The organism is Curtobacterium sp. MCBA15_007 (assembly GCF_001864905.1).
In the GTDB taxonomy this organism is placed as follows: Bacteria; Actinomycetota; Actinomycetes; order Actinomycetales; family Microbacteriaceae; genus Curtobacterium; species Curtobacterium poinsettiae.
The window spans coordinates 153,023-176,726 of sequence record NZ_MJGM01000001.1 but is presented as its reverse complement, the minus strand read 5'-3'; the positions used below and the strand labels follow the sequence as shown (position 1 = coordinate 176,726).

Here is a 23,704-nt window from a genome sequence, read left to right as displayed (position 1 = left end):
AACCCGTGTCACTACCCCCTGCCCCCGCGCTCGGGTCGACGAACGACCCCGGCCTGAAGTCCGCCATCGGCAAGGCGACGAAGCACCTCATGCCGATGCTCGTCATCCTGTACTTCGTCGCGTTCCTCGACCGCACGAACGTCGGCTTCGCCGAAGAGGCCCTGCGCGTCGACCGCGGTATCTCCGACGCCGCCTTCGCCCTGGGCGCCGGCATCTTCTTCATCGGCTACGCGATCTTCGAGATCCCGTCGAACCTGCTGCTCAAGCGGTTCGGTGCGCGCTTCTGGCTCGCCCGGATCGCCGTCACGTGGGGCATCGTCGCCGCACTGTTCGCCTTCACGACGAACGACACGATGTTCATCATCCTGCGGTTCATCCTGGGTGTGACCGAGGCCGGGTTGTTCCCGGGCGTGATCATGTACCTGTCCGAGTGGTTCCCGAACAAGGTGCGCGTGCGCATGTTCGCGATCTTCTACCTGGCGCAGCCGTTCTCGCAGATGATCGGCGCCCCGTTGTCCGGCGGCCTCATCAGCGTCGGTGACCAGGTCACCCCGTTCCACGGCTGGCAGGTCATGTTCGCCGGCGAGGGCATCCTCGCGGTGCTGGCCGGTGTCGCGGCCCTGGTGTTCCTGACGAACAGTCCACAGCAGGCGAAGTGGCTCGAACCGGGCGAGAAGGCGTCGCTCACCGCGGCCATGGAGCGCGAGGACACCGCTCGCACCGAGGACGGCCCGAAGGGCATCTGGCGCGCGATGGCGAGCGGGCGCGTCTGGTACTTCACGATCATCTACTTCTGCCTGCAGGTCGCCGTGTACGGCACGACGTTCTACCTGCCGCAGCAGGTGTCCTCGCTGCTCGGGCAGGACGTCGGCTGGCAGGTCGGGCTCGTGACCGCGATCCCGTGGCTCGTCGGGCTCGTCGCCTGCTACCTGATCGGGTCGCGGGCGGACTCCGTCGGCCGACGCCGGCGCTGGGGCACCCTGTTCTACGTCACGACCGGCCTGTCGATCCTCGGCTCGGCGTGGGCGGGGGCGAACGGGCAGCCGGTGCTCGGCATCCTGTTCATCACGCTGGCCGTCGCGAGCTTCCTGTCCGTCGGCCCGATCACCTGGGCGTACCCGACGGCGTTCCTGACCGGTGCCGCAGCCGCCGCGGGCATCGGCCTGATCAACTCGCTCGGCAACCTCGGCGGGTTCGTCGCCCCGATCATGCGCACCGCGATCAACGAGGTGGTGCCCACCGACAGCGGTGCGTTCGGCATCGTCTCGCTCGGTGTCCTGGCGTTCGTCGCCGCGGTGATGATCTTCTGCACCAAGTTCTTCCGCGGGGCCAAGGCCGACGAGCTGCTCGACACCTCGCACGTCCGCACCACCGACCCGAAGGGCAGCAAGCGATGACCCGACTGTTCAACGACCCGGCGGACTTCGCCGACGAGGCGACCGACGGCTTCGTCGCCGCGAACGAACGGTGGGTGCGGAAGGTGCACGGCGGCGTCGCCCGCGCCACCACGAGCCCCGACGGCACGGTCGCCGTCGTGATCGGCGGCGGCTCGGGGCACTACCCCGCGTTCGGCGGACTGGTCGGACACGGCTTGGCCGCGGGTGCCGCGATGGGCAACCTGTTCGCCAGCCCCAGCGCCCAGCAGGTCACCGGCGTCGCGAAGGCCGCGGAACACGGGGGTGGGGTGCTGCTCAGCTACGGCAACTACGCCGGAGACGTCCTGAACTTCGACGCCGCTGCCCGCACGCTCGAGGCCGACGGCATCCCGGTCCGGACGGTCCGCGTCACCGACGACGTGACGAGCGCCCCGGCCGACGACCGCGCGAAGCGCCGCGGCATCGCGGGCGACCTCTGCGTCTTCAAGGTCGCCGGCGCCGCCGCCGAGCGCGGGGACGACCTCGACACGGTCACCGCCGTCGCCGAGCGGGCGAACGACCGGACGCGCAGCTTCGGCGTCGCGTTCTCCGGGTGCTCGCTGCCGGGTGCCGAAGAACCCCTGTTCACGGTCCCCGAGGGCCGGATGGCGGTCGGCATGGGCATCCACGGCGAGCGTGGCATCGACGAGACGGACGTGCCCACCGCGGACGGGCTGGCCGAGCTGCTGGTGTGCCGGCTGCTCGACGAACTGCCCGACGGCGTGGCACTCGAGGGCCAGCGGGTGGTCCCGATCCTGAACGGTCTGGGCTCGGTCAAGTACGAGGAGCTCTTCGTCGTCTACCGCTCGGTGCAGCGGCGCCTGGCGGACGCCGGGGTCGTCATCGTGGAGCCCGAGGTCGGCGAACTCGTCACGAGCTTCGACATGGCCGGAGTCTCCCTGACGCTGTTCTGGCTCGACGACGAGCTCGAGGAACTCTGGGCAGCACCCGCGGACACCCCCGCCTACCGCAAGGGCGGTGCCGTCGCCGAACAGCGCGTCGACCCGTCCACCGTGGCGGCGGACGCCGAGGGCGTCGGCATCGGCCAGGCGACCGACGAGTCCCGTGCGGTCGCCGAGCAGGTCGCCGCCGGGTTCGCCGCGGTCCGCGCCGTCCTCGACGAGCACGCCGACGAACTCGGGCGCATCGACGCCGTGGCCGGTGACGGCGACCACGGCATCGGGATGCAGCGCGGATCGCACGCCGCCGACGTCGCGGCCGCCGACGCGGTCAGCCGCGGTGCCGGTGCCGGCACCGTCCTGCTGGTCGCCGCGGACGCCTGGTCCGACAAGGCCGGCGGCACGTCCGGTGCGATCTGGGGTGCCGCCCTGGAGGCACTGGGTCGCGTGGTCGGGGACGACTCGCGTCCGTCGGGTGCCACCGTCGCGCAGGGGGTCCGCGCGGCCACCGAGGCCGTGCTCGCGTTCGGCGCCACCGTCGGTGACAAGACGATGGTGGACGCGCTGGTGCCGTTCGACGAGGTGCTCCGCACCCGGCTCGACGCCGGGGCGGCGCTCGCCGAGGCCTGGGGTGACGCGGCCCGTGCCGCCCGTCAGGCAGCGGACGCCACCGAGTCCCTGGTGCCGAGGATGGGCCGGGCGCGGACGCACGCCGACCAGGCCGTCGGCACCGCGGACCCCGGTGCGCTGTCCTTCGCCCTCGTCGTGGAGACGGTCGCCCCGTGATCACCGTCGGGGTGTCGCTGAAGACGTACTTCTCGCACGCCCGGACGCTGTCGTGGGCGGCCGAGGTCGCCGACATCGCCCGGCGACACCCCGCGGTGCGCTCGGGTGCGGCGTCGCTCTTCGTGGCGCCGACGTTCCCGGCCCTCGTCCCGGTGCGTGAGCTGCTCACCGGCACCGGTGTGCAGCTCGCCGCGCAGGACCTGTCGTGGGCCGACGCGGGCGCGTTCACCGGCGAGGTCTCCGGCGCCGAACTGCGGGAGATCGGTGTCGACCTGGTCGAGATCGGGCACGCCGAACGGCGTTCCCTGTTCCACGAGGACGACGCGACGATCGCGGGGAAGGTGCACGCGGCGTTCCGGAACCACCTGCGTCCGCTGGTCTGCGTCGGGGAGCCGGACCGGGCCTCCGATCCGACCGAGGCCGTGGCGGCGGTGACCGCGCAGCTCGACCGGGCCGTGTCGACCGCCGTCGCGGACGGGCGCGCCGGACCCCTGACCGTCGCCTACGAACCGGTGTGGGCGATCGGCGCCCCGGTACCCGCACCGGACGACCACATCGTGGCGGTGCTCGCCGGGATCGAGCAGCACCTCGCCACCCGGCCGGAGCTGCACGGCAGCACCGTGCTCTACGGGGGCAGCGCCGGACCCGGCCTGCTCACGCGGGGGCAGGGCCGGATCGGCGGGCTGTTCCTCGGACGCTTCGCCCACGACCCGGCAGCGGTCGAGGCGATCCTCGACGAGGTCGCCGCGGACTAGTCCTCGCGGGTGCCCGCCAGCCCGTGGTCGTGTGCGTAGACGACGAGCTGCACCCGGTCGCGCAGTGACAACTTGCCCAGGATGCTCGAGATCTGGGTCTTCACCGTCGACTCGGTGACGTACTCCTTCGTGGCGATCTCGGCGTTCGACAGGCCGCGGGACGCCCACCCGAACACGACGCGCTCCCGCTCGGTCAGAGTCGCGAACTCCGGCGGCTGGGGTGCGGGGGCCCGAGCGACGTCGGTGCCGAACAGCTGCGCGAGGTCGTTCGGTGCGATGACCGAGCTGCCCTCGTGCACGGCCCGCACAGCGGCGAACAGGAACGGCGGCGTGGTGTCCTTGAGTAGGAACCCGCTGGCGCCGAGCCGGATCGCGGTCGCCGCCGCCGGGTCGAGCCCGAAGGTGGTGAGCACGACGACGCGCGGCAGCGGACCCGGGACGGCGCCGGAGTAGAGCTGCCGGACGGTCTCCACGCCGTCCATCCCGGCCATCCGCATGTCGAGCAGCACCACGTCGGGCCGCACCTCGGGGATGAGCGCGAGCGCTTCGGCCCCGTCGGAGGCCTCACCGACCACACGCATGTCGTCCTGGGCATCGAGCACCACCCGGAGCCCGGCGCGGAACAGCGCCTGGTCGTCGGTGAGCAGGATCCTGATCGGTTCGGTCATCGGACGGGTCCCCCTTGGACGTCGAACGGGATGCGGGCGCGTGCCGTGAACACGTCGTCCAGCACGGCGGCGTCGAACGACCCACCGAGGGCGCCGAGGCGCGAGTCCATGCCGTCGATCCCGCGGCCCGAGCCGGCGGTGGTGCCGTCACCGGCGACGTTCTCGACCTCGAGCACCAGGTCGGCGTTCCGCCAGGTCTCCCGCACGACGACCGGGTTGCCGGGGGCGCCGTGGCGCAGGGCGTTCGTGAGCATCTCCTGCAGCACGCGGCGGGCAGCGGTGCCGGTGTCCGGGCGCAGGGCCAGCGGGACCCCGCGCACCGTGCGGTCGACGTCGACCCCGGCGTCGCGGATGCCCTGCACGATCTCCTCGAGCGAGCCCGGACCGGTCGCCTCAGCGGAGCCGTCGATGTGCCCGAGGACCTGTCGGACCTCGACCAGGGAGCTCCGGGCGGTGCTCGCGATGGTGGCACTGACCGCTCGGATGCGCGCCTCGTCGGCCAGGAACGGCACCGAGTCGGCCTGCGCGATGATGACCGCGAGCGAGTGGCCGACGACGTCGTGCACGTCGCGGGCGATGTCCGCGCGGATGCGTTCGGACTCGGCGACGTCGATCGCGCGGGTGGCGGTGGCCTCGGCCTCGGTGGCGACGGCCTCGGCACGTGAGGCTGCGGCCTCGGCGTCGGCACGGCGCTCCGACTCGCGGTCGCGGGAGCGGAAGGCGCGGACGGCGACCCCGCCCGCCCAGACACCGAGCAGCGCGGTCACCGGGGCGGCCATCGCCAGGAACGCCTGGTCGCGGGGACCGTTGATGAGCACGAGGAACCGGAAGCCGGTCGACGCCAGGTAGACCGTCGCCCCAGCGCCGGCGACGACCGCGAGCACACCGGAGACGACGACCTCGGTGCGGGTGCCGACGACCGCGGCGGTCCCGATCACGACGAACATCGCGAGGTCCACAAGCGACGGGCGCTCGCCGCCGCCGACCTGGATCACCCCGAGGACGACGACCATCGCCATCGCAGCGGACGGGGAGATGCGGCGCAGGGCGATCGCCACCGAGGCCGACAGCACCGCGGCGAGGCTCGCGTGCTCGAGCTCGAGGTCGATGGGCAGCAGGAAGACGAACGCCGCCAGGGCCGCCCAGGCCACGTCGACGGCGATCGACCGGGTGGCGAGCGGCCGGAGGAACCTGCCCCGTTCGGTCACGGCTCGATCATCGCATGCCGCCCACGCCGTGCAGCGCGGACCGACGTCACGCGCCCGCGGTCATGGCGGCGAGGGCGATGACGGTCGTGGTGACGATCGCGGCGCAGAGCAGCAGCGTGGCGATCGTGTGCTTCGTCGAGGACTCCATGTCACCAGACTCGTGGCGCGGAGTCGCCGGGGCATCGGGCGCAGGGGCGAAGCGCTTCGTCCCTGCGGGTGAAGCGAGGGGCGATCACCCGGTACTCGGGGATCAGACGACGACGGATCCCAGCTGCCGGTGCGCGATCGAGACGGACTCGCCAGACACCGCGTTCAGCGGCGACGACAGGAACGCGACGAGGTCGGCGATCTGCTGCGGTGTCGAGTCGCCGGGGCCACCTGGGCGGACCTCGGCGGACGGGGTGTCCGTCACGGTCCCGGGGTTGACGACGTTCACCGTGACCCCGGTGCCCGCCACGTCGTCGGCCAGGTTCTTTGCGATGACGCTCACCGCAGTGTTCCGGAGCGACGCCGTGATGTTGCCGGAGAAGTAGGCGTTCTGCCCGCTCACCACGACCACGCGACCGAATCCGGCCTCGCGCTGGGCGGGGAGCACGGCGTTCGCGACGCGGAGGAACCCGAGCGCCTTGCCGTCGATCGCGTCGAGGACCTGCTCCGGGTCGGACTTCCGGGCCGGGTCGAGGGTGCTCGCGCTCGGGGCAGCGGTCACGACCAGCACGTCGATGCGCCCGTGCCGCTCGAGGACGGCGGCGATGCCAACGTCCACCGACTCCTGCGAGGCGGTGTCGATCGGCACGCTGCCGTCGGAGTCCTCGGCGCTGCGGGAAGCGACGACGACGGTCGCCCCCTCGGTGCGGAGGCGGTCGGCGACGGCGGTACCGATGTACCCCTTGCCTCCGACGACGAGTGCGACACGGTTCTTGAGTTCGAGGTCCACGCGGCCACGCTATGCCGGGACGGTGCGGTCTGCCCGCCCGTCGCGCACCGGAGCCCCCACCCGATGGGGGCAGGAGCTCCGGTGGTCAGATCTTCGTCCAACGAACTTACTCTTGAGGAATCACAAGCAAGCCGTCAGGTGTGCATGCGGTGGGTATCGCAACGGAACGAGGTGGACATGGGCTCACGATCAGCTGGCAATGTCGCGACGATCATCGCCGCAGGGTGTTTGGTACTGCTCCTCGTCGTCGTCTGGCTCCGCGGACAGCAGTCGATCGGAGACGGGTTCGCGATCCCCGTCGTGTCCGTGCTCGTTCTCGGGTTCACCGGCTGCACGGTGTGGGCCGGGGTCGTCGCCTTGCGTCGACGCGGGAGAGGACGCTGACGCCCGTCTGCGCGATCTGGCTTTCCTTGAGGCGGCGCTGAGGCGGTCGCGCCGACCATCGCACACGGACCCGCTCGATCGACGGGCACCCGCTGGAGTGAAGGAGAGCCACGTGTACTTCCACAAGCAGGAACTGCAGTTCACGGCAACGCCCGACAAGCCCGACGCCGTCTACGCCCGCAAGCTGCAGGAGGTGCTCGGTGGCCAGTACGGGGAGATCTCCGTCGCCATGCAGTACCAGTTCCAGGCGTGGAACATGCACATCCCCGGCAAGTACCGCGACATGGTGTTCGGCATCGGCGCCGAGGAGATGGGCCACGTCGAGATGCTCGCGACGATGATCGCGCAGCTGCTCGAGAAGTCCCCGCTCGGCATCACCGAGGACGCGGTGCAGGACGACCCCACGGTCGCCGCGATCGTCGGTGGCACGGACGTCCAGCACGCCATCGTCGCCGGTGCGGGCGCCCGTCCAGTGGACAGCAACGGCAACCCCTGGCAGGGCTCGTACATCACCGCCAGCGGCAACCTGCTCGCCGACTTCACGGCGAACGAGAACGCCGAGATGCAGGGCCGTGTGCAGGCCGCCCGGCTCTACCACATGACCGACGACCACGGCGTGCGGGACCTGCTGTCCTTCCTCATCGCCCGCGACACGATGCACCAGAACATGTGGGCGACCGCCGCCGCTGAGCTGCGCGAGCAGGGCGTCGAGGGCTTCCCCGTGCCGAGCAACTTCCCGCAGTCGAAGGAGAACCAGGAGGTCAGCTACCAGTACCTCAACTTCTCCGACGGTGCCGAGGCGAAGAACGGCCCGTGGGCGAGCGGCCCCTCGTTCGACGGCAAGGGCGAGTACTCGTACCACGACGGCCCCACGACCTCGGTCCCGATGCCCCCGCCCACCCACCCCGACGTCCGGCTGTACGGCACCACCGAGCTGCCGAACGTCGTCGAGAAGACGGCCGGCCTGGTGCAGGACACGCTGCACAAGGAGTAGTCCCGCAACCCACGGAACGACGGGAGGCCCGGCGCACGACGTGCACCGGGCCTCCTGTCCGTCAGGTGGTCACCGCACCGACGGGGCGGACCCGCCCACGGTCATCAGCGCCCCCGTCTCGGGTTCTTCGTCGCGCGGTGCCTCGAAGATGCCCGAGTAGGCGCGGACCGCGCTCCACCCTGCGATCAGCAGGGCCGTGCCGAGCACCGACGCGACCCAGGGCGCCAGGAGCGACTGCTCGAGGAGCCGTGGAGCGGCGAGCCAGGCCAGGAACGTGCCGGTCAGGCTGCCGGTGGCCCCGAGGAGCACGGCGGTGCGCCGGTCCAGGCTCGTCAGTGCGAGCGCCGCGGTGACGACGAGGACCGCGACCACCGCGTGCAGCAGGACGGACGTCATCGCTCAGCTCCTCACTCGGCGGCGGTGCCGGAACCGGCGGCACCGGAACCGACCGCGAGCTGCTCGGACCCGCCACCGACGGTGACGGCGATCTTGCGCGGCTTCGCGGACTCCTTGACCGGGATCGTGACGCTGAGCACGCCGTTGTCGTACCCGGCGGTGATGCGCTCGGCGTCGAGGCCGTCGCCGAGCGTCAGCTGCCGGACGTACGTGCCGGGCTGGCGCTCACGGGTGAGCCACTGCGAGCCCTCGGGCGCGCCCAGGGTGCGCTCGGCGCGGATGGTCAGGACGGAACCGTCCACGTCGATGTCGACGGAGCCCGGGTCGATGCCGGGCAGGTCGACGTCGAGGACGTAGTGGTCCCCGGTGCGGTACAGGTCCATCGGCATCGAGCGCGGGCCGGCGGCGGTGCCGAGGAGCGAACCCGCGAGTCGGTCGAGCTCGCGGAACGGATCGAAGTTCATCGTCATCGAAATCAACTCCTTCGTGGTTCTCGTTGAGTCCCCTCGACTCAACTGCCACCGTTTTAGCACTCGACCCTGGCGAGTGCCAAAAGAACGCTCAGAGGACGCCGAGAACCACGCAGCGCGCAAAACGTACACAGCGCGAATGGTTCGTTGAACTGACCGTTCACTGTGTGAAAGAGTTCAGCCGTCCGAACGGGACACACGGCAAGCAAGAAGGGCGGGACAGGACATGCACAGCACGTACTCCGGGATGCCTCGGGTCGCGACGATCGGCAGCAGCCACACGCGCGTCGGCCTCACCGACCCGGCGGTCATCGACGCGTACGTCGCGCGTCGCATCCAGGACCCCTCGCTGCTCGCCGGTCGCTCCGAGCCGTCCTACGCGGACTTCTTCACCACGCCTGCCGTATAGCAAGGAGCGCATGACCCCATGCCGTTGACCGTCGTCCGTCGAGAGCACGTCCACCTCTACACCCGCGAACCCGAGTCGCGGGCCGCGAAGACCGCCGTCGACGCGTTGCTCCGCCTGCAGCACGCCGAGGACCAGCAGATCGAGTCCGCCCGCATCGAGAGCGGCCTGACGAAGAACGAGTTCCTCGCCGTCCGGTACCTGCTGCAGGCGCACCGGGACGGCCGGACGACGGGCCCGAAGGACCTGGCCGTCATGCTCGCCGTCTCGAACGCGTCGGTCACCAAGATCGTCGACGGGCTCGTGCAGAAGGGGCTGCTGTCCCGCGCGGCGCACCCCACGGACCGCCGTGCGCAGGTGCTCGCCCCCACGGACCAGGCCACCGAGAAGATCGACGCCTCGTACGCACGGTTCCACGAGGCCGTCGTCCAGGTGCTCGAGCAGCTGCCCGACGCGGACAACGCCGTCCTCGCCGACTCGCTCACGAAGATCGTCGACGCGCTCGCCGCGGGCTCGCCCGCGCCGGTCGACGAGTACACGGTCGACGACCAGGACTGACGCGAGCGCGCCCGGCTGACGCGACCCGACGGGTGCGGCGCGACCGCGATGCGGACGGGAGGCCCGTGGTGCGCCCGCCACGGGCCTCCCGTCCGACGGTGGCGTAAAAACCTTCCAACGGTAAGTTGGGTGCATGACCCACCCCGCGGACGACGCCGACGCGGCCCAGCCGCGCCGCGGCGGGTACCGCAAGGGCGCCGAGCGGCGCACCCAGATCCTCGACGAGATGATCCGCATGGTCGCGGAACAGGGGGTCGACGCTTCGTCGCTCCGTTCCGTGGCCGAGGCCCTCGGGATCACGCACGCGGCACTCCGCCACTACTTCCCGAGCCGCGACGAACTGCTGCTCGCCGTCTACCGGGAGCACGAGGTCCGCGAGCAGGGCGCACCCGACCGGATGAAGTCGGCGATCGGCGACATGCGCGAGAGCGCGTCGCGCAACCGTGCCGTGCCGGGGCTGGTGCAGCTGTACACGACCCTCGCCGCCGACGCGGTGCAGGAAGGCCACCCGGCCACGCGCGACTTCATGCGCGAACGCTTCGCCCGGCTGCGCGCCGAACTCGCCGTGCTCATCGAGGCGGACCAGGCGAGCGGACGGATCCGCACCGACCTGGACCCGGTCGACCTGGCGAGCCTGAGCATCGCGGCGTCCGACGGGCTGCAGGTGCAGTGGCTGCTCGACCCCGACGCCGTCGACGGTGAACGGGTGCTGCGGTTGCTGGAGCAGCTGGTCCCGCCGGTGCGCTGAGCGGCCAGGGGTACGGCCAGACTGCCGGTGGCACAGCGACCGGCCGGTAGAAGGGCAGCATGACCACTTCCACGCGCACCCCGCTCGGCGTCACGCTCGTCGACGGGGGCGCCAACGTCGCCCTGTTCTCGAGCACCGCCGAGCGCGTCGAGTTCTGCACCTTCGACGACGACGGCACCGAGCACCGCACCGAGCTCCGCAACCGCACCGGCTACACCTTCCACGACGTCGTGCCCGGCGTGGCCGTCGGCACCCGCTACGGCTTCCGCGTGCACGGCGCGTGGGACCCGGCGAACGGCCTGCGTCACAACGGCGCGAAGCTCCTGCTCGACCCCTACGCCACCGCGATCGACGGCGAGTACGAGTGGGGCCAGGCGCTCTTCGGTCACGACATGAACGACCCCGAGCAGCTCGACGACACCGACTCGGCCGGCGCGATGCCCAAGTCCGTCGTCGCCGACCGGTCCTTCGACTGGGACGGCGACAGCCTGCTGCGGACCCCGCTCACCGAAACCGTCGTGTACGAGGTGCACGTCAAGGGCTTCACGAAGCAGCACCCGGACGTCCCCGAGGAGATCCGCGGCACCTACGCCGGCATGGCCCACCCGGCGGCGATCAAGCACCTGACCGACCTCGGCGTCACCGCGGTCGAGCTGCTGCCGACGCACCAGTTCGTGCAGGACTCGACGCTGCTCGACAAGGGGCTCCGCAACTACTGGGGCTACAACAGCATCGGCTTCTTCGCGCCGCACGACGAGTACTCGTCCTCGGGCACCGCCGGGCAGCAGGTCGCCGAGTTCAAGTCGATGGTCAAGGCCCTGCACGCCGCGGGACTCGAGGTCATCATGGACGTCGTCTACAACCACACCGCCGAGGGCAACCACATGGGCCCGACGCTGTCCTTCAAGGGGATCGACAACCAGTCGTACTACCGGCTGGTCGAGGGTGACGAGGCGAACTACTTCGACACCACCGGCACCGGCAACAGCCTGAACGTCGGACACCCGGCAGCGCTCGGGCTGATCATGGACTCGCTCCGCTACTGGGTCGAGGAGATGCACGTCGACGGCTTCCGGTTCGACCTGGCCACGACCCTCACCCGCCAGGACGGCGAGGCCGAGAAGCACTCCGCGTTCCTCGACATCATCCACCAGGACCCCGTGCTGCGCGAGGTCAAGATGATCGCCGAGCCGTGGGACACCGCCGGCTACCAGGTGGGCGGGTTCCCGGCCGACTGGTCCGAGTGGAACGGCAAGTACCGCGACGACCTGCGCTCCTTCTGGCGTGGTGACGAGGGTGCGCTGGGCGACGCCGTCCAGCGGGTCCTGGGCAGCCCGGACGTCTACGAGGGGTCGCGCCGATCACCGCTCTGCTCGGTCGACTTCGTCACCGCCCACGACGGTTTCACCCTGGCCGACCTGACGATGTACGCCGACAAGCACAACGAGGCCAACGGCGAGGACAACAACGACGGCGAGAGCGACAACACCTCGTTCAACGGCGGCATCGAGGGCCCGACCGACGACGGCGCGGTGAACGACTACCGCGACCGGCAGCGCCGCAACTTCCTCGGCACCCTGCTGCTCTCCGCCGGCGTCCCGATGATCCTGGGTGGCGACGAACTCGCCCGGTCGCAGGGCGGCAACAACAACGCGTACTGCCAGGACGACGAGATCTCGTGGTTCGACTGGGCCGCCGCCGACAACGACCTGCTCGCCTTCACCACGGCGGCGATCGCGTTCCGTCGACAGCACCGGGCACTGCGTCCGGAGTGGTTCCGCACCGCGCCCGGTGACTCGGAGTCGACGGTGAGCGTGCTCCGCGCCGACGCCGCCGGGTTCGAGGACGGCGACTGGGCGGACGGTGGCAACCGGGCCGTGACGCTCGTGCTGCACCAGGGGGACGACACCGTGGCCGTGCTGCTGAACGCGTCGGGCACCACGGTGGAGTTCACGCTGCCGGAGCGTCCGGGCGGCGGCAACTGGTCGCTCGGGCTGTCGAGCGACCCCGACCAGGCCGTGGTGGGCGACGCGGCGACGCTGCTCGTGCGCGACGCGTCCTTCACCGCGCTGGTCTGACGCGGGGCGCGGCGCTCGCGCGGGCTCGCTCGCGCGGGCGGGGCGCTCGCGCGGCTTCGCTTGGTGAGCAGAAATGGTCGGGTTCCCGGTGGGGACCCGACCATTCCTGCTCACGAAGTGGTGCTCGTGGTGCGCGCGGCGCTCCTAGGCGTTCGCGCCCGCGGTCAGCACGGCTGCCGCGGGGTCGAAGTCCTCGGGCAGCGGCGGGATCGCGTCCACGGTCGACGTGATGTCGACGGCGGAACCCGACTCGGCCGCGTCACGGATGCCGAGCAGGACGTCGAGCACGTGCAGCGCGACGGCGCCGGAGGCACGCTCGGGGCGGTCCTCGGCGATGGCGCGGGCGAGTTCGACGACACCGGTGCCACGGCCCCAGGTGGAGCCGACCGCCTCGAGCGTCTCGGGCTCGTCCTGCCCGTAGCGCCAGAGCTGCGACGAGCCCTCGAAGGTGTTCGGGTCGGGCAGCGAGATCGTGCCGAGCGTGCCGTTGATCTCGACGAAGCCCATGCGCGGCAGGGCGTGCTGGAACGAGAACGTCGACTGTGCGGACTGCCCGCCGGCGAACTCGATCAGGGCCGCGTGGTGCGTCGGGACCTCGACCGGGAACGTCTCGCCGGCGCGGGGGCCGGACGCGATCGTGCGACGGTCGAGCGACTTCGACGAGACGGCCTGCACGCGCGAGGCGGTGCCGAACGCGTGCACCAGGGTCGTCACGTAGTACGGGCCCATGTCGAACAGGGGGCCGGCACCGGTGGCGAACAGGAAGTCCGGGTTCGGGTGCCACGCCTCGGGTCCGGGGACGTGGAACAGCGTGGTCGCGGAGAGCGGCTCACCGATGTCGCCGCGGGCGATGGCACGGAGCGCCGTCTGGATGCCCGCGCCGAGCACGGTGTCCGGAGCGGTCGCGACGCGCAGGCCCTTGGCCTTCGCCGACTCGAGCACCGCCGCGGCCGACGCGTGGTCGGTGGCGATCGGCTTCTCGCTCCAGACGTGCTTGCCGGCGTCGATGATCTGCTGGTCGACCTCGGCGTGTGCGGCCGGGATCGTCAGGTTGATCACGATCGAGATGTCCTCGCGGGCGAGGAGTTCCTCGACCGTGCCGGACGCGGCGACGCCGTACTCCGCCGCCTGGGCAGCAGCGCGGTCGAGCAGCACGTCGGCGACGAAGCGGACCTCGACGTCGGCGAACTTCGTCAGGTTCTCGAGGTACTGGGTGGAGATGTTGCCGGCACCGATGATGCCGATCCCGACGCGGCTCACTTGTCGTTGTCCTTGAGCCAGGTGAGGGACTCGGTGATGCCCTCGAAGACGTCGCCCTTGTACGCGTCGAACTCGACCACGCGGATGGCCTCGGGTGCGGCGGCGAGGATGGCGGCCACGTCGACGTCGCCCTGGCCGGCGGGGGTCTGGTTCTCGAAGGCGCGCTGCAGTGCCTCGGGCACGATCAGGGCGCTCTCGGACGAGGGCAGCGCGGTGCGGATGTCACCGTCGACCTTGCCGTCCTTGACGTGGATCGCGACGACGCGGTCGCCCAGGCCCGTGAGCACGGTGGGGGCGTCGGCGCCACCGACGGTCGCCCAGAAGGTGTCGACCTCGAGGACGGTCTCCGGCGACAACTGCGACACGAACAGGTCGTAGACGGTGCGGCCGTCGACCTTGTTCGTGAACTCCCACTGGTGGTTGTGGTACCCGAACTGCAGGCCACGGCCGGCGGCCTCGGCGGTCAGCTCGTTGACGCGCTCGGCGATCTTCGCGACGTCGTCGGCGGTCTGCCAGCGGTCGGTCGGGATGAAGGGGTCGATGACGGTGTGGATGCCGAGGCGCTCGGCGGCGTCCCAGATCGGCGCGGTGTCCTCGGCGTCGATCACGGCGACGTGGCCGGACGGAGCCTTGAGGCCGGTGGCCGCGAACGCACGCTCGAGGTCGGTGGCGCGCTCGACGAACGCGTAGGGCTCGACGTTCTCGTACCCGATCTCGGCGACACGGGCGATGGCCTTGTCGAGGTCTTCGGCGATGGCGTCGCGCAGCGAGTACAGCTGCACAGAAGTGGTGGGCATTGCAGAGGCTCCTTCGATCCTGTCTGGGTGTCGCGGCCCGTCGAGGAGCGATGCTCCGCGGCGAGATCGATGACGACGCTACCCCAAAAACCACCCGGTGTGTAGTTTTTGCTGCCCCGTGTGACGCGGCCCGGACGGCCCGCACCTCACGGCCCGTGACGGGCCCGGTGTTGCAGACGACACCTGTCGATGTATGCTCGCGTCGGAAAAACCTTGCCAGGCAAGGTTTTCATCGACTCAAGGAGGCGTCATGAGCACACCCGAACCCGGCAGCCCGGCACTGCTCAACCCGGAAGAGGGCATCACCCAGCCCGTCAGCACGGTGAAGGTGGGCATCGGCTACCAGATCGCCCTGTTCCTCGGGCAGTTCGGCCTCTTCGTCGCGCTCATGGCCCCCGTCTACGTGAGCATGCAGCTCAAGGCGCAGGCCCTGGTCGGCGACGACGCCGCGAACGTCATCGGTTCGGTGCTGCCGATCGGCGCGTTCGGTGCGCTCATCATGAACCCCCTGGCTGGCGCCCTGTCCGACCGCACCCGCACGCGCTGGGGCCGTCGTCGCCCCTGGCTGCTCAGCGGTGTCGTCGTCTTCGCGATCGCCCTCGCCTGGATCGCCTACTCGCCGGACGTCCTCAACCTGACGCTGGCCTGGCTGCTCGCCCAGCTCGCCGCGAACGCCACCCTCGCCACCCTGCTCGCGAGCTTCGCCGACAACGTGCCGCAGCTGCAGCGTGGCCGGTCCTCGAGCATCATCGCGCTGGCGCAGAACATCGCCGTGCTCGCCGGCACGTACCTGTCGGTCTTCTTCGTGGCGAACCTGCCCGTGCTGTTCATCGCGCCGGGCATCCTGGCGATCATCCTGGTGGCCGTGTACGCCGTGGTGGCCCGCGACGACCTGCCGACCTACACGCTCAAGAAGTTCACGTTCCTGAACCTCGTCGCGTCGTTCTGGACGAACCCGGTCAAGAACCCGGACTTCGCGTTCGCCTGGTGGTCGCGCTTCCTCATCATCCTGGCGACGTTCATGTTCACGACGTACCGCCTGCTCTACATGCAGGAGCACATCGGCATCGAGAAGCCGAAGGACGCCACGGCCGCCGTCGCCTTCGGTGTCCTGCTCTACACGATCGCGCTGCTGATCAGCGCGGCGCTGTCCGGCTGGGCCTCGGACAAGCTCGGTCGGCGCAAGGTGTTCGTCGGTGGATCGACGGCCATGTTCGCGGTGGGGCTCGTCGCGCTCGCACACGCCGACACGGTCACCGGCTTCTACGTCGCCGAGATCATCATGGGCTTCGCCTACGGCATCTACTCGGCCATCGACACGGCGCTCGTCGTCGACGTGCTGCCGAACGCCGACCGGCCCGGCAAGGACCTCGGTGTCATCAACATCGCGAACGCGTTGCCGCAGTCGCTCGCTCCGGCGATCGCCCTGTTCTTCCTGAAGGTCGGGTCCGACGGAGCAGCCGACAACTACGAGCTCATGTGCTGGGCCGCCGGTGCGATCGCCCTCATCGGCGCACTCGTCGTGATCCCCATCAAGCGGGTGCGGTAGCGCCCGTCGCAACGCGACCAGAAGACGGACTGGAGGCCCGTGGCGACGCCGCCACGGGCCTCCCGTCCGTCTGCCTGGTTGCGTCAGCGGCCCCCGATAGCGTGATCCCCATGCTCGCCGCCGCCCCAGCCCCGTTCGACACCCCCGCCGGCCGCATCATCGGGACGGTCGACGGGGACGTGGTGCGGGTGCTCGGGATCCCGTACGCGCAGGCCGAACGGTTCGCCCCGCCGCAGCCGATGCCACCGGTCGAGGGCGAGCTGCACGCGTCCACCCCGTCGCCGGTCGCGCCGCAGCCGCACGAGGAGTTCGTCGACCTGCTGCTCAACCCGATCCAGGGCATCGAGGTCGACGAGCACTGCCAACGGCTCTCCATCACGCTGCCCGCCGACGTCCTTCCGGGCGAGCAGCTGCCGGTGATGGTCTGGATCCACGGCGGCTCGTACGTCATCGGCGGCGGTGACCTGCCGATCTACGACGCCCGCGACCTGGTGACCGAGCAGCGCGTGATCGTGGTGTCGGTCACGTTCCGGCTCGGCGTCCTCGGGTTCCTCGGCGACGGTGACACGATCCCGGCGAACCTCGGGCTGCTCGACCTGGTCGAGTCGCTGCGCTGGGTGCGCGCGAACATCGCTTCGTTCGGCGGCGACCCCGAGCTGGTCACCGTCTTCGGGCAGTCGGCCGGCGGGGACGCGGCCGCGCACCTGATGATCAGCGCCGGCGCCGAGGGGCTGTTCCGCCGCGCGATCATCCAGAGCGCACCGCTCGGGCTGTCCCGTCGTCGTGCGCGGATGAACCGGGCGATGGTCCGGGCGGTGGGCAGCGTGCACGCCGACACCCCGCTCGACGACCTGCTCGACCGCCAGGCGCTCGGCACCCGGGCCGCCGCACCCTACGGTCTGGCCGCCGGCATGCCCTTCGGCACCCAGTACGGGTTCGCCCCGCTGCCCGCCGAGCGTGACCTGGACGCCGCGTGGAGCCGCGTCGCACCCGACGTCGACGTGCTGATCGGGTCCGGCTCGGACGAGGCCGGCATGTACGTGCCGCTCGTGCCCGGGCTGCGCCGGGTGACCCGGTCGCGCGTGCTGCGGTCGGCCCTGCGGTGGTGGGTCGTGCGCCCGCTGTCCGACGTCATCTACGGGCGCGATGCCCGACGGTTCACCGAGCGGCACCGACGTGCGGGTGGCCGCGCGACCTCGTACCGACTGCACCGCGGGGTGACGAGCGCCCCGACCGGAGCCGTGCACATGAGCGACCTGCCGCTGCTGCTCGGCGGGCGCGAGGCCTGGGCCGGCACCCGCTTCGTCCCCGAGCGCGACTGGCCCGAGGTCGAGCGCCGCGGCCGGGCCTTCCGGGCGATCTGGGCCGACTTCGCCCGCACCGGCGAGGTCCGTGCGCCCGACGACGAGACCCTGACCTTCGACCGCGGCTGACCCGCGGCACGGCCCGTGGCGGCGGCGACTCGCGCCTCCCGGCCCGCGGGGTGGTCGCGACACACCGCACGGGGTGCGTCGCGTGGTCACGTTCCGTCGTCTGCGGGCGGCGGGGCCGACGGTCTGTGACCGCCCGGCGTGCGGACCGCGGGGGGTCGTGACCGGTCAGCGGGCTGGTGGAGCGTCCGCAGCGCTCCGGTCGACGGCCTGGAGGCCCGGCGCGGCTGGTCGACGTCGGTGCACCCACCTGGCATGGTCGGCCCATGGAGTACACGGACTACGACACCCGGCTCGCCGCCTACGGCGTGATCACGGACGGTGACCGCGTGCTCCTGGCGAAGCTGCGCCAGCCCGACGCGGGCACGTGGACGCTGCCGGGCGGCGGGGTCGAGTTCGACGAGACCGTCGAGCAGGCCGTCGTGCGCGAGATCCGCGAGGAGACCGGGTACGAGGCCCAGGCCGGTGCCCTGCTCGGGGTCCGACACCACATCGTCCCCGCAGAGCGCCGCATCCACGCCAACGGCCGCCCGATGAAGGCCGTGCAGGTGGTGTTCCGGGCGACGATCACCGGGGGAGCCCTGCGTCACGAGCTCGACGGCTCGACCGACGAGTCGCGGTGGATCCCCGTCGCCGAGCTCCCGCACCACCGCCACGGCCTGCTCGTGCCGATCGCCCTCGGCTGGGCGGGTGCCCTGTCCCGCTGACCGCTGGCGTCATCCCACGCGCAGCACCGCGAACTGCGGTGGGACCGCGGTGGGTTCCGGGGGCTGGACACCCCACCCGAGGTTGCGGAGCGACTGCGCGGTCTCTGCCGGGAACTGCCGAGCGGTTGCCTCGGCTTCTGCGCGGCGCCAACGGCTGCGGAACCCCTGCACCGCGTCCCGCCACGTCGGCAGAGCGTCCACGCCGCACTCGACGATGACGAACTCGACCACGTCGGCGAGGCTCGGCCGGAAGTGCGGGCCGCCGAGCGGGAAGTGCAACGAGGACAACCGTGCCGCATCCCGTCGGCCCGAGCCGTGATCGCGCGCTCGGGCGAGCAGCGAACTGAACGCTCCGCGCTCGGCGTGCAAGTGCCAGTGCGACCGGGGCGTGGCCGTCAACGCCTCCTGGAACTCGAAGCGGACGAGTGGTTGCCGTTCGTCCGCGAGCAGAACGGCGTACCTGCTCTCGCTGACCACGAGAGCATCGAGGTGATCAACCCATCGGAACCGCATCCACGGGGCCAGGTCCGCGGTGTGCACATCGCCCACGGTCAAACGGACCGGGGTACCCTTTCCGGTCGCGGCGACTGACTGCATGATGAAGGTTCCGCTGCGCTCGTCGAGGGCGTAGTCGATCGACGCACCGTGCTCGGGCAGGGCTCCGTCCAGGAGCGCTTGCGCGATCGTCGCCTGGTGCCGCGCCGCCGACGCGGCCTGCTCGTTCATCGCTCACCCAGCAGGGCGGAGATGCTGTCGAGCCAGTTCTGCGTGAGGTACTCGTCCGTGAACAGGTCCCGCCACTGCTCGGTCGGGGCGAACTCCCGATCGTCGAGGTTCCACTCCGCGCGGACCCGCGCCCGCTCCGCCAGGAGTTCCTCGCGGGTCCACTGCCGTCCCAGCACCTTCGTCATGGCCGTCCTCTCGTCGGTGAGAGGACGGTAGGACGATCAGCAGTGCCGACGCGAGCTTTCGGAATACAACATGTTCACCCTTCGATGACGCTGAGGACGTTGCCCGACGGGTCGGTGAACCAGGCGATGAGCGGCCCGCCCTGCCGGTTCACACCCCGGTCGTCGGTCATCCCCTCGTACTGCAGGAACACGACGCCCTTCGCGGTGAGCTCGTCGACCGCGGCGTCGATGTCCGGCACCGGGAAGTTGAGCACCGTGAAGGCCGCCGGTTCGTGACCCGGACCCTTCGGGTAGACGAGTACCTGGTGTCCACCGCCGAGCTGCAGGAAGAGCATGCCGTGGTCCTCGGTGACCTCGATCCCCAGGACGTCCTCGTAGAACGCCTTCGCCTCGGGCACGTCGCGCACCGAGTACCCGCTGAACGCCGTCGTCGCATCGACCATGCGGCAAGTGAACCACCGCGGTCCGGCGTCGGTGCGCTCTGCGAGGATGAAGCCGTGAGCGACTCCGGCACGACCGTCGACCAAGCCGTCGAGCGCGCGGTCGAGCTGGCCGCAGGCAGCGACCGCACCGTGCTCGGGATCGCCGGAGCACCGGGTGCCGGCAAGTCCACGCTCGCCCGCCGCATCGTCACCGCCGTCGACGAACGCCTGGGCGCGGGCACGGCGGTGCAGGTCCCGATGGACGGCTTCCACCTGTCGAACGCGGCGCTCGACGCCCTCGGCCGGCACGACCGCAAGGGTGCGGCGGACACCTTCGACGCCGACGGCTACGTCGCACTCGTCCGCCGGCTCGTCGCCGCCGACGAGGACGTGGTGTGGGCACCGGACTTCGACCGCCGCGTGGACGAACCCGTCGCGGGCAGCATCGCGGTACCCCGCGCCACCCGGCTCGTGGTGTCCGAGGGCAACTACCTGCTCGACGACACCGCTCCGTGGTCGGCGCTGCCCGCGCTCTTCACCGAGACCTGGTTCTGCGCCGTCGACGACGGGGTGCGGCTCGACCGCCTGGTCGGCCGGCACATGCGGCACGGCCGCGACCACGACGCCGCCCGCGCGTGGGCGGTCCAGGTGGACGGCGTGAACGCCGTGAGGGTCGCGCCCACGGTGATCCGGGCCTCCAGGACGGTGTGGACGTGACCGCCGACCGACGTGACCGTCGACGACCACCAGGCCACCCCGACCACCACGTGACCCGGACCACCACCACGCGACACCGACACGAGGAGCGACCATGACCATCGCCATCACCGGAGCCACCGGCAACATCGGGGGCGCCGTGAGCGCGGCGCTCGCCGCGGACGGCGTGCCGTTCCGGATGCTCGTGCGCGACGCCGCGCGTGCGCCGGAGCTGCCCGGCACCGAGGTCGCGGTCGCGACCTTCGCCGACGTCGACGCGAGCCGGACGGCGCTCCAGGGCGTCGACGTGCTGCTCATGGTGTCCGCCGCCGAGGCCCAGGACCGCCTCGACCAGCACCGGGCCTTCGTCACCGCGGCGGCCGACGCCGGCGTGCGGCACGTCGTCTACACGTCGTTCCTCGGTGCGGCTCCCGACGCGACCTTCACGCTCGGACGCGACCACTGGGCGACGGAGCAGGCGATCCGCGAGAGCGGGATGGCGTTCACGTTCCTGCGGGACAGCTTCTACCTGGACTTCGTCGAGGACCTGGTCGGCGAGGACGGCGTGATCCGCGGCCCGGCCGGCGACGGCGCCATGGCGGCGGTCGCCCGGGCCGACGTGGCCCGCGTCGCGACCGCTGTGCTGCACGACCCGGACGCGCACCGCGACCAGACGTACGAGCTGACCGGCCCCGAGGCGATCACCCTGGCCCAGGCGGCCGCGATCGTGTCCGAAGTCCGCGGCCGCACGGTCAGCTACCACCCCGAGACCCTCGACGAGGCGTACGCATCACGTGCGCAGTGGAACCCGGAGCCGTGGCAGGCCGACGCCTGGGTGAGCACCTACACGGCCATCGCCGAGGGTGCGCTCGCCCACGTGTCCGGCGACGTCGAACGCATCACGGGACGCACGCCGATGTCCCTGCGCGAGGTGCTCGCCGCCCGCTGACGCGTGGTGGCCGCGGTGGCCGTGGTGCACTCCGGGTCCGACGGACGGGCCGGGCAGCCCGCAGTGCCACACGGTCCAGGTGATGCCGTTCGCCCGGCGCGGCTGCATCGGCAGGCGTGCGTGCCGGGTGCCGTGGGACAGTGCTCGGCAGCCGCCGGCCAGCGCGGCACGCAGGACCGGGTCGGTGCGGGGCGCGTGGGCCTCGACGACGAGCACACGCAGCCCGTCGGCGATCCGGCGACGGATCTCGTGCGTCGTGAAGACGGGCACGGTGCCCGAGAACCCGCCGTCCGTCAGCACCGGCAGCCCGGTCGCGTCGATCACGGGCGCGGAGATGTGCCACGTGTCCGTCAGGAACAGCGGTTCGTCGTGCCGGTACCCCTCCAGGCGTCGCGCGGTCGCGACGAGCCGACTGAGGGCACGCGGGTACGGGGTCGATCCGCCCCACGGGTCCGGGCTCGACACGTGGAACACGTCCGGGGTGCCGGCCGGGATCGGCCAGCGCGCGGGCCACGGCCCGACGGATGCGTCGACGCCGCTGCCGTCGCGTGTTGCGTCGAGCGCCTGCAGTGAGAACGCGGCCGGTCCGGCGACCAGCGCGAGGCCGGCTGCGAGCGCGATGGTCGTCCGGGAGGCCCGGTGCCAGCCCGGCCCGCGGGTCGCCTCCCAGCGGGGTCGCCAGCACAGCGCCACCACGCCGGCGACGACGGCGACCGTCGCGACGGTGATCGCGGGCCCGGCGAGCACGCGTGGCATCGCGGTGCCCTGGGCGAGGAACACCACCCAGCCGAGCTGCGCCACGGCGAGGACGACGGGGAGCGCCCGGAGTACCCGAGACTGCGCCCGGACCAGGCCGACCGCACCGCGCCACCCGAGGGCCGCGAGCAGGGCGAGCTGGACGCCGATCGCCGCGACGTAGGCGGTGTGCGGCACCGCGGCCACCGACAGCACGAGCGCCGCGGTACCGAGCCAGACGACCAGGACGGCCAGGGTGGCGGCTCCGGCACGGGTGTCGAACGCGTGCCCGAAGGGGGTGCCGGCGGTGTCGTGGGCTGTGCGTGTCGACGCTGGCGTGATCCTCCGCGCTCGCCGTCGGACCAGCACCACGGCCGCGACCACCACGCCGAACACCGCCGCGGGCAGGAGCCAGGCCACCTGCGACGCCAGGTGCGGTTCGAGCAGCTTGCCGAACCCGGCCGCACCACCGCGCCAGGTGTGCGGGCCGAACGGCACCGTGAACGACCGGACGGACCCGGGCACCGCGCCGGGCAGGAACCGGTCGATGCCGTTGTACCCGAACACCATGGCGAGCGGACTGTCGGTCGTCGAGCCGTCCGCCCACGGCCGCGAACCCGACGGCGTGAGCGCCAGCGCGGTCACCCATGACACCGATGCCAGGACCGCGACGATCCCGAGCACTCCGGCGCGGATGACCCGGGTGCCGAAGCGGAAGGGACGGCCGTCGTGCCGGGCCGAGGCCAGCAGCGTGCCGAGCAGCAGCGCCGGCAGGACGAACCAGGCCTGCACCATCTTCGCCTGGAACCCGACGCCGACCGCCAGGCCCGCGGTGACGAGCGGCCACCACCGCCCGGTCAGTGCCGCGTGCTGCCAGCACAGCAGGGCGACCGCCAGCGCGGCGGTGACCATGCCGTCCTCCATCGGGTGCGCGAACATCGACACGAAGATCGGCGTCGACCCGGCTGCCGCGGCGGCGACGAGGCCCGTCCCGACACCGGCCCAGCGGAGTCCGACCAGGGAGCAGGCCCACAGCGTGACGAGCCCCTCGATGACCTGCGGGAACGCGAGCGCTGCGGTGGAGTGCCCGAACAACCGGAGGCTCAGCGCCTGCGGCACCGCGAAGCCGCTGAGCTTGTCGAGCGTCACCGTCGCCGAGGGGTCGAACGCGCCGGAGAAGAGCGCCGGCCACGACTCGGACATCGACCGCGCCGACGCCTGGTAGAAGCCGAAGTCCCCACCACGGCCCAGGTTCCAGGCGAGCAGCACGGTCATGCCGCCCGCGATCACGAGCAGGGTGAGCCGTGCCGCGAGCGGCTGGTCCCGCCACCGGGCGGGTCGTCGGATGTCCACTCTCCGGACCTTGGCCGTCCGGGATGACGATGGGCCGGGACCGTGCCGCCAGCTGGCCGCGAAGCCGGTCCGCGCGCTGAGGGGTCGTGCGGGTGCGGCCCCCGTCGGTCAGCGCCTCGGGGGTCGAGCCGGAGCGGGGTCTCAGCCGGCGCTCGGGTTCGGGGTCAGGACGCCGGGCGGCGGGCGTTCAGGA

Annotated in this window: 24 protein-coding genes and 1 pseudogene; 14 read left to right on the top strand and 11 right to left on the bottom strand. The window is 71.6% G+C overall.

Features of this window, described 5'->3' with window-relative positions; translation table 11 throughout:
• Positions 1-5 precede the first annotated feature (5 nt).
• Genes BIU95_RS00850 through BIU95_RS00840 form a run of 3 tightly spaced genes read left to right on the top strand, consistent with a single transcriptional unit; the run spans position 6 to position 3,855 of the window.
• Entirely contained in the window at positions 6-1,397 is a 1,392-nt protein-coding gene (locus tag BIU95_RS00850) for an MFS transporter (RefSeq protein ID WP_017887782.1), read from the top strand.
• Positions 1,394-3,100, top strand: coding sequence for a dihydroxyacetone kinase family protein (locus BIU95_RS00845; protein WP_056072624.1), 1,707 nt, complete (start codon positions 1,394-1,396; stop codon positions 3,098-3,100). Before BIU95_RS00850 ends, BIU95_RS00845 begins: the two co-directional genes overlap by 4 nt.
• Positions 3,097-3,855 carry a triose-phosphate isomerase family protein gene (locus BIU95_RS00840; protein WP_042538028.1) on the top strand — a complete coding sequence of 253 codons (759 nt, stop codon included), beginning with the start codon at positions 3,097-3,099 and terminating at the stop codon, positions 3,853-3,855. Before BIU95_RS00845 ends, BIU95_RS00840 begins: the two co-directional genes overlap by 4 nt.
• Here the strand turns inward: BIU95_RS00840 and BIU95_RS00835 are convergent.
• The 3 genes from BIU95_RS00835 to BIU95_RS00825 all read right to left on the bottom strand — a co-directional run bounded on the left by BIU95_RS00835 (position 3,852) and on the right by BIU95_RS00825 (position 6,668).
• Complete coding sequence (locus tag BIU95_RS00835; protein WP_056072621.1) at positions 3,852-4,523, bottom strand: response regulator transcription factor; 672 nt, start codon at positions 4,521-4,523, stop codon at positions 3,852-3,854. The two genes, BIU95_RS00840 and BIU95_RS00835, sit on opposite strands and share 4 nt — an antisense overlap.
• Positions 4,520-5,731: a sensor histidine kinase gene (locus tag BIU95_RS00830; RefSeq protein ID WP_056072616.1), complete on the bottom strand. Its 1,212-nt coding sequence runs from the start codon at positions 5,729-5,731 to the stop codon at positions 4,520-4,522. The genes BIU95_RS00835 and BIU95_RS00830 overlap by 4 nt, the downstream gene beginning before the upstream one ends.
• 250 nt (positions 5,732-5,981) lie before the next feature.
• Positions 5,982-6,668: an SDR family NAD(P)-dependent oxidoreductase gene (locus BIU95_RS00825; protein WP_017887776.1), complete on the bottom strand. Its 687-nt coding sequence runs from the start codon at positions 6,666-6,668 to the stop codon at positions 5,982-5,984.
• Positions 6,669-6,845: 177 nt separating this feature from the next.
• On the opposite strand from BIU95_RS00825, the gene BIU95_RS18040 reads away from it, so the two are divergent.
• Entirely contained in the window at positions 6,846-7,052 is a 207-nt protein-coding gene (locus BIU95_RS18040) for a hypothetical protein (RefSeq protein WP_139179578.1), read from the top strand.
• 112 nt (positions 7,053-7,164) lie between these two features.
• Complete coding sequence (locus BIU95_RS00820; RefSeq protein WP_031260104.1) at positions 7,165-8,046, top strand: manganese catalase family protein; 882 nt, start codon at positions 7,165-7,167, stop codon at positions 8,044-8,046.
• Between the two features lie 69 nt (positions 8,047-8,115).
• Here BIU95_RS00820 and BIU95_RS00815 read toward each other — a convergent pair whose 3' ends face one another.
• Both BIU95_RS00815 and BIU95_RS00810 read right to left on the bottom strand, forming a co-directional pair.
• Positions 8,116-8,442, bottom strand: a complete 327-nt coding sequence (locus tag BIU95_RS00815; protein ID WP_017887773.1) for a hypothetical protein — start codon at positions 8,440-8,442, stop codon at positions 8,116-8,118.
• A gap of 11 nt (positions 8,443-8,453) precedes the next feature.
• Entirely contained in the window at positions 8,454-8,912 is a 459-nt protein-coding gene (locus BIU95_RS00810) for an Hsp20/alpha crystallin family protein (protein ID WP_017887772.1), read from the bottom strand.
• Positions 8,913-9,138: 226 nt separating this feature from the next.
• Between BIU95_RS00810 and BIU95_RS00805 the strand changes: the two genes are divergently transcribed.
• The 4 genes from BIU95_RS00805 to glgX all read left to right on the top strand — a co-directional run bounded on the left by BIU95_RS00805 (position 9,139) and on the right by glgX (position 12,702).
• The gene (locus BIU95_RS00805; protein ID WP_017887771.1) at positions 9,139-9,321 is read left to right on the top strand and encodes a hypothetical protein; all 183 of its coding nucleotides are present in this window, start codon (positions 9,139-9,141) and stop codon (positions 9,319-9,321) included.
• An 18-nt stretch (positions 9,322-9,339) separates the two neighbouring features.
• Positions 9,340-9,876 carry a MarR family winged helix-turn-helix transcriptional regulator gene (locus BIU95_RS00800; protein WP_017887770.1) on the top strand — a complete coding sequence of 179 codons (537 nt, stop codon included), beginning with the start codon at positions 9,340-9,342 and terminating at the stop codon, positions 9,874-9,876.
• Between the two features lie 133 nt (positions 9,877-10,009).
• Positions 10,010-10,624 (top strand): TetR/AcrR family transcriptional regulator, encoded by a 615-nt coding sequence (locus tag BIU95_RS00795; protein ID WP_017887769.1) that lies wholly within the window; start codon positions 10,010-10,012, stop codon positions 10,622-10,624.
• Positions 10,625-10,683: 59 nt separating this feature from the next.
• On the top strand, positions 10,684-12,702 hold the full coding sequence (gene glgX / locus BIU95_RS00790) for a glycogen debranching protein GlgX (RefSeq protein WP_071249939.1): 2,019 nt from the start codon (positions 10,684-10,686) through the stop codon (positions 12,700-12,702).
• Positions 12,703-12,846: 144 nt separating this feature from the next.
• On the opposite strand, the gene BIU95_RS00785 is transcribed toward glgX, so the two are convergent.
• Complete coding sequence (locus BIU95_RS00785; RefSeq protein WP_056072597.1) at positions 12,847-13,962, bottom strand: Gfo/Idh/MocA family protein; 1,116 nt, start codon at positions 13,960-13,962, stop codon at positions 12,847-12,849.
• Entirely contained in the window at positions 13,959-14,759 is an 801-nt protein-coding gene (locus BIU95_RS00780; protein ID WP_031260100.1) for a sugar phosphate isomerase/epimerase, read from the bottom strand. Before BIU95_RS00780 ends, BIU95_RS00785 begins: the two co-directional genes overlap by 4 nt.
• Before the next feature lie 250 nt (positions 14,760-15,009).
• Here BIU95_RS00780 and BIU95_RS00775 point away from each other — a divergent pair, with 250 nt between their 5' ends.
• The 3 genes from BIU95_RS00775 (at position 15,010) to BIU95_RS00765 (ending at position 18,445) form a co-directional block, all read left to right on the top strand.
• Complete coding sequence (locus BIU95_RS00775) at positions 15,010-16,308, top strand: MFS transporter (RefSeq protein ID WP_017887765.1); 1,299 nt, start codon at positions 15,010-15,012, stop codon at positions 16,306-16,308.
• A gap of 110 nt (positions 16,309-16,418) precedes the next feature.
• The gene (locus BIU95_RS00770; protein ID WP_083389191.1) at positions 16,419-17,741 is read left to right on the top strand and encodes a carboxylesterase family protein; all 1,323 of its coding nucleotides are present in this window, start codon (positions 16,419-16,421) and stop codon (positions 17,739-17,741) included.
• A 263-nt stretch (positions 17,742-18,004) separates the two neighbouring features.
• A complete protein-coding gene (locus tag BIU95_RS00765; RefSeq protein WP_056072589.1) occupies positions 18,005-18,445 on the top strand; it encodes an NUDIX hydrolase in 441 nt (146 codons plus the stop codon).
• Between the two features lie 9 nt (positions 18,446-18,454).
• Here the strand turns inward: BIU95_RS00765 and BIU95_RS00760 are convergent, their stop codons facing one another.
• The 3 genes from BIU95_RS00760 to BIU95_RS00750 form a co-directional block, all read right to left on the bottom strand.
• Positions 18,455-19,171 (bottom strand): hypothetical protein, encoded by a 717-nt coding sequence (locus tag BIU95_RS00760; RefSeq protein WP_071249937.1) that lies wholly within the window; start codon positions 19,169-19,171, stop codon positions 18,455-18,457.
• Positions 19,168-19,356 carry a hypothetical protein gene (locus tag BIU95_RS00755; RefSeq protein WP_017887761.1) on the bottom strand — a complete coding sequence of 63 codons (189 nt, stop codon included), beginning with the start codon at positions 19,354-19,356 and terminating at the stop codon, positions 19,168-19,170. The genes BIU95_RS00760 and BIU95_RS00755 overlap by 4 nt, the downstream gene beginning before the upstream one ends.
• 74 nt (positions 19,357-19,430) lie before the next feature.
• The gene (locus BIU95_RS00750; RefSeq protein ID WP_071250378.1) at positions 19,431-19,799 is read right to left on the bottom strand and encodes a VOC family protein; all 369 of its coding nucleotides are present in this window, start codon (positions 19,797-19,799) and stop codon (positions 19,431-19,433) included.
• Between the two features lie 54 nt (positions 19,800-19,853).
• Here BIU95_RS00750 and BIU95_RS00745 point away from each other — a divergent pair, with 54 nt between their 5' ends.
• Both BIU95_RS00745 and BIU95_RS17640 read left to right on the top strand, forming a co-directional pair.
• On the top strand, positions 19,854-20,495 hold the full coding sequence (locus BIU95_RS00745) for a nucleoside/nucleotide kinase family protein (protein ID WP_071249935.1): 642 nt from the start codon (positions 19,854-19,856) through the stop codon (positions 20,493-20,495).
• A 94-nt stretch (positions 20,496-20,589) separates the two neighbouring features.
• The gene (locus BIU95_RS17640; protein ID WP_082046845.1) at positions 20,590-21,423 is read left to right on the top strand and encodes an SDR family oxidoreductase; all 834 of its coding nucleotides are present in this window, start codon (positions 20,590-20,592) and stop codon (positions 21,421-21,423) included.
• Positions 21,424-22,815: 1,392 nt separating this feature from the next.
• Here the strand turns inward: BIU95_RS17640 and BIU95_RS19000 are convergent.
• Positions 22,816-23,361, bottom strand: a pseudogene (locus BIU95_RS19000) (ArnT family glycosyltransferase); the annotation flags it as partial.
• Positions 23,362-23,704 lie beyond the last annotated feature (343 nt).

What these genes read in the sequence shown, in the direction of transcription:
- BIU95_RS00845 (WP_056072624.1), top strand. Translation starts at nt 1,394, where the DNA reads ATGACCCGACTGTTCAACGACCCGGCGGACTTCGCCGACGAGGCGACC.
- BIU95_RS00835 (WP_056072621.1), bottom strand. Translation starts at nt 4,523, where the DNA reads ATGACCGAACCGATCAGGATCCTGCTCACCGACGACCAGGCGCTGTTC.
- BIU95_RS18040 (WP_139179578.1), top strand. Translation starts at nt 6,846, where the DNA reads ATGGGCTCACGATCAGCTGGCAATGTCGCGACGATCATCGCCGCAGGG.
- BIU95_RS00815 (WP_017887773.1), bottom strand. Translation starts at nt 8,442, where the DNA reads ATGACGTCCGTCCTGCTGCACGCGGTGGTCGCGGTCCTCGTCGTCACC.
- BIU95_RS00810 (WP_017887772.1), bottom strand. Translation starts at nt 8,912, where the DNA reads ATGACGATGAACTTCGATCCGTTCCGCGAGCTCGACCGACTCGCGGGT.
- BIU95_RS00805 (WP_017887771.1), top strand. Translation starts at nt 9,139, where the DNA reads ATGCACAGCACGTACTCCGGGATGCCTCGGGTCGCGACGATCGGCAGC.
- BIU95_RS00800 (WP_017887770.1), top strand. Translation starts at nt 9,340, where the DNA reads ATGCCGTTGACCGTCGTCCGTCGAGAGCACGTCCACCTCTACACCCGC.
- BIU95_RS00795 (WP_017887769.1), top strand. Translation starts at nt 10,010, where the DNA reads ATGACCCACCCCGCGGACGACGCCGACGCGGCCCAGCCGCGCCGCGGC.
- glgX (WP_071249939.1), top strand. Translation starts at nt 10,684, where the DNA reads ATGACCACTTCCACGCGCACCCCGCTCGGCGTCACGCTCGTCGACGGG.
- BIU95_RS00780 (WP_031260100.1), bottom strand. Translation starts at nt 14,759, where the DNA reads ATGCCCACCACTTCTGTGCAGCTGTACTCGCTGCGCGACGCCATCGCC.
- BIU95_RS00775 (WP_017887765.1), top strand. Translation starts at nt 15,010, where the DNA reads ATGAGCACACCCGAACCCGGCAGCCCGGCACTGCTCAACCCGGAAGAG.
- BIU95_RS00770 (WP_083389191.1), top strand. Translation starts at nt 16,419, where the DNA reads ATGCTCGCCGCCGCCCCAGCCCCGTTCGACACCCCCGCCGGCCGCATC.
- BIU95_RS00765 (WP_056072589.1), top strand. Translation starts at nt 18,005, where the DNA reads ATGGAGTACACGGACTACGACACCCGGCTCGCCGCCTACGGCGTGATC.
- BIU95_RS00760 (WP_071249937.1), bottom strand. Translation starts at nt 19,171, where the DNA reads ATGAACGAGCAGGCCGCGTCGGCGGCGCGGCACCAGGCGACGATCGCG.
- BIU95_RS00755 (WP_017887761.1), bottom strand. Translation starts at nt 19,356, where the DNA reads ATGACGAAGGTGCTGGGACGGCAGTGGACCCGCGAGGAACTCCTGGCG.
- BIU95_RS00750 (WP_071250378.1), bottom strand. Translation starts at nt 19,799, where the DNA reads ATGGTCGATGCGACGACGGCGTTCAGCGGGTACTCGGTGCGCGACGTG.
- BIU95_RS17640 (WP_082046845.1), top strand. Translation starts at nt 20,590, where the DNA reads ATGACCATCGCCATCACCGGAGCCACCGGCAACATCGGGGGCGCCGTG.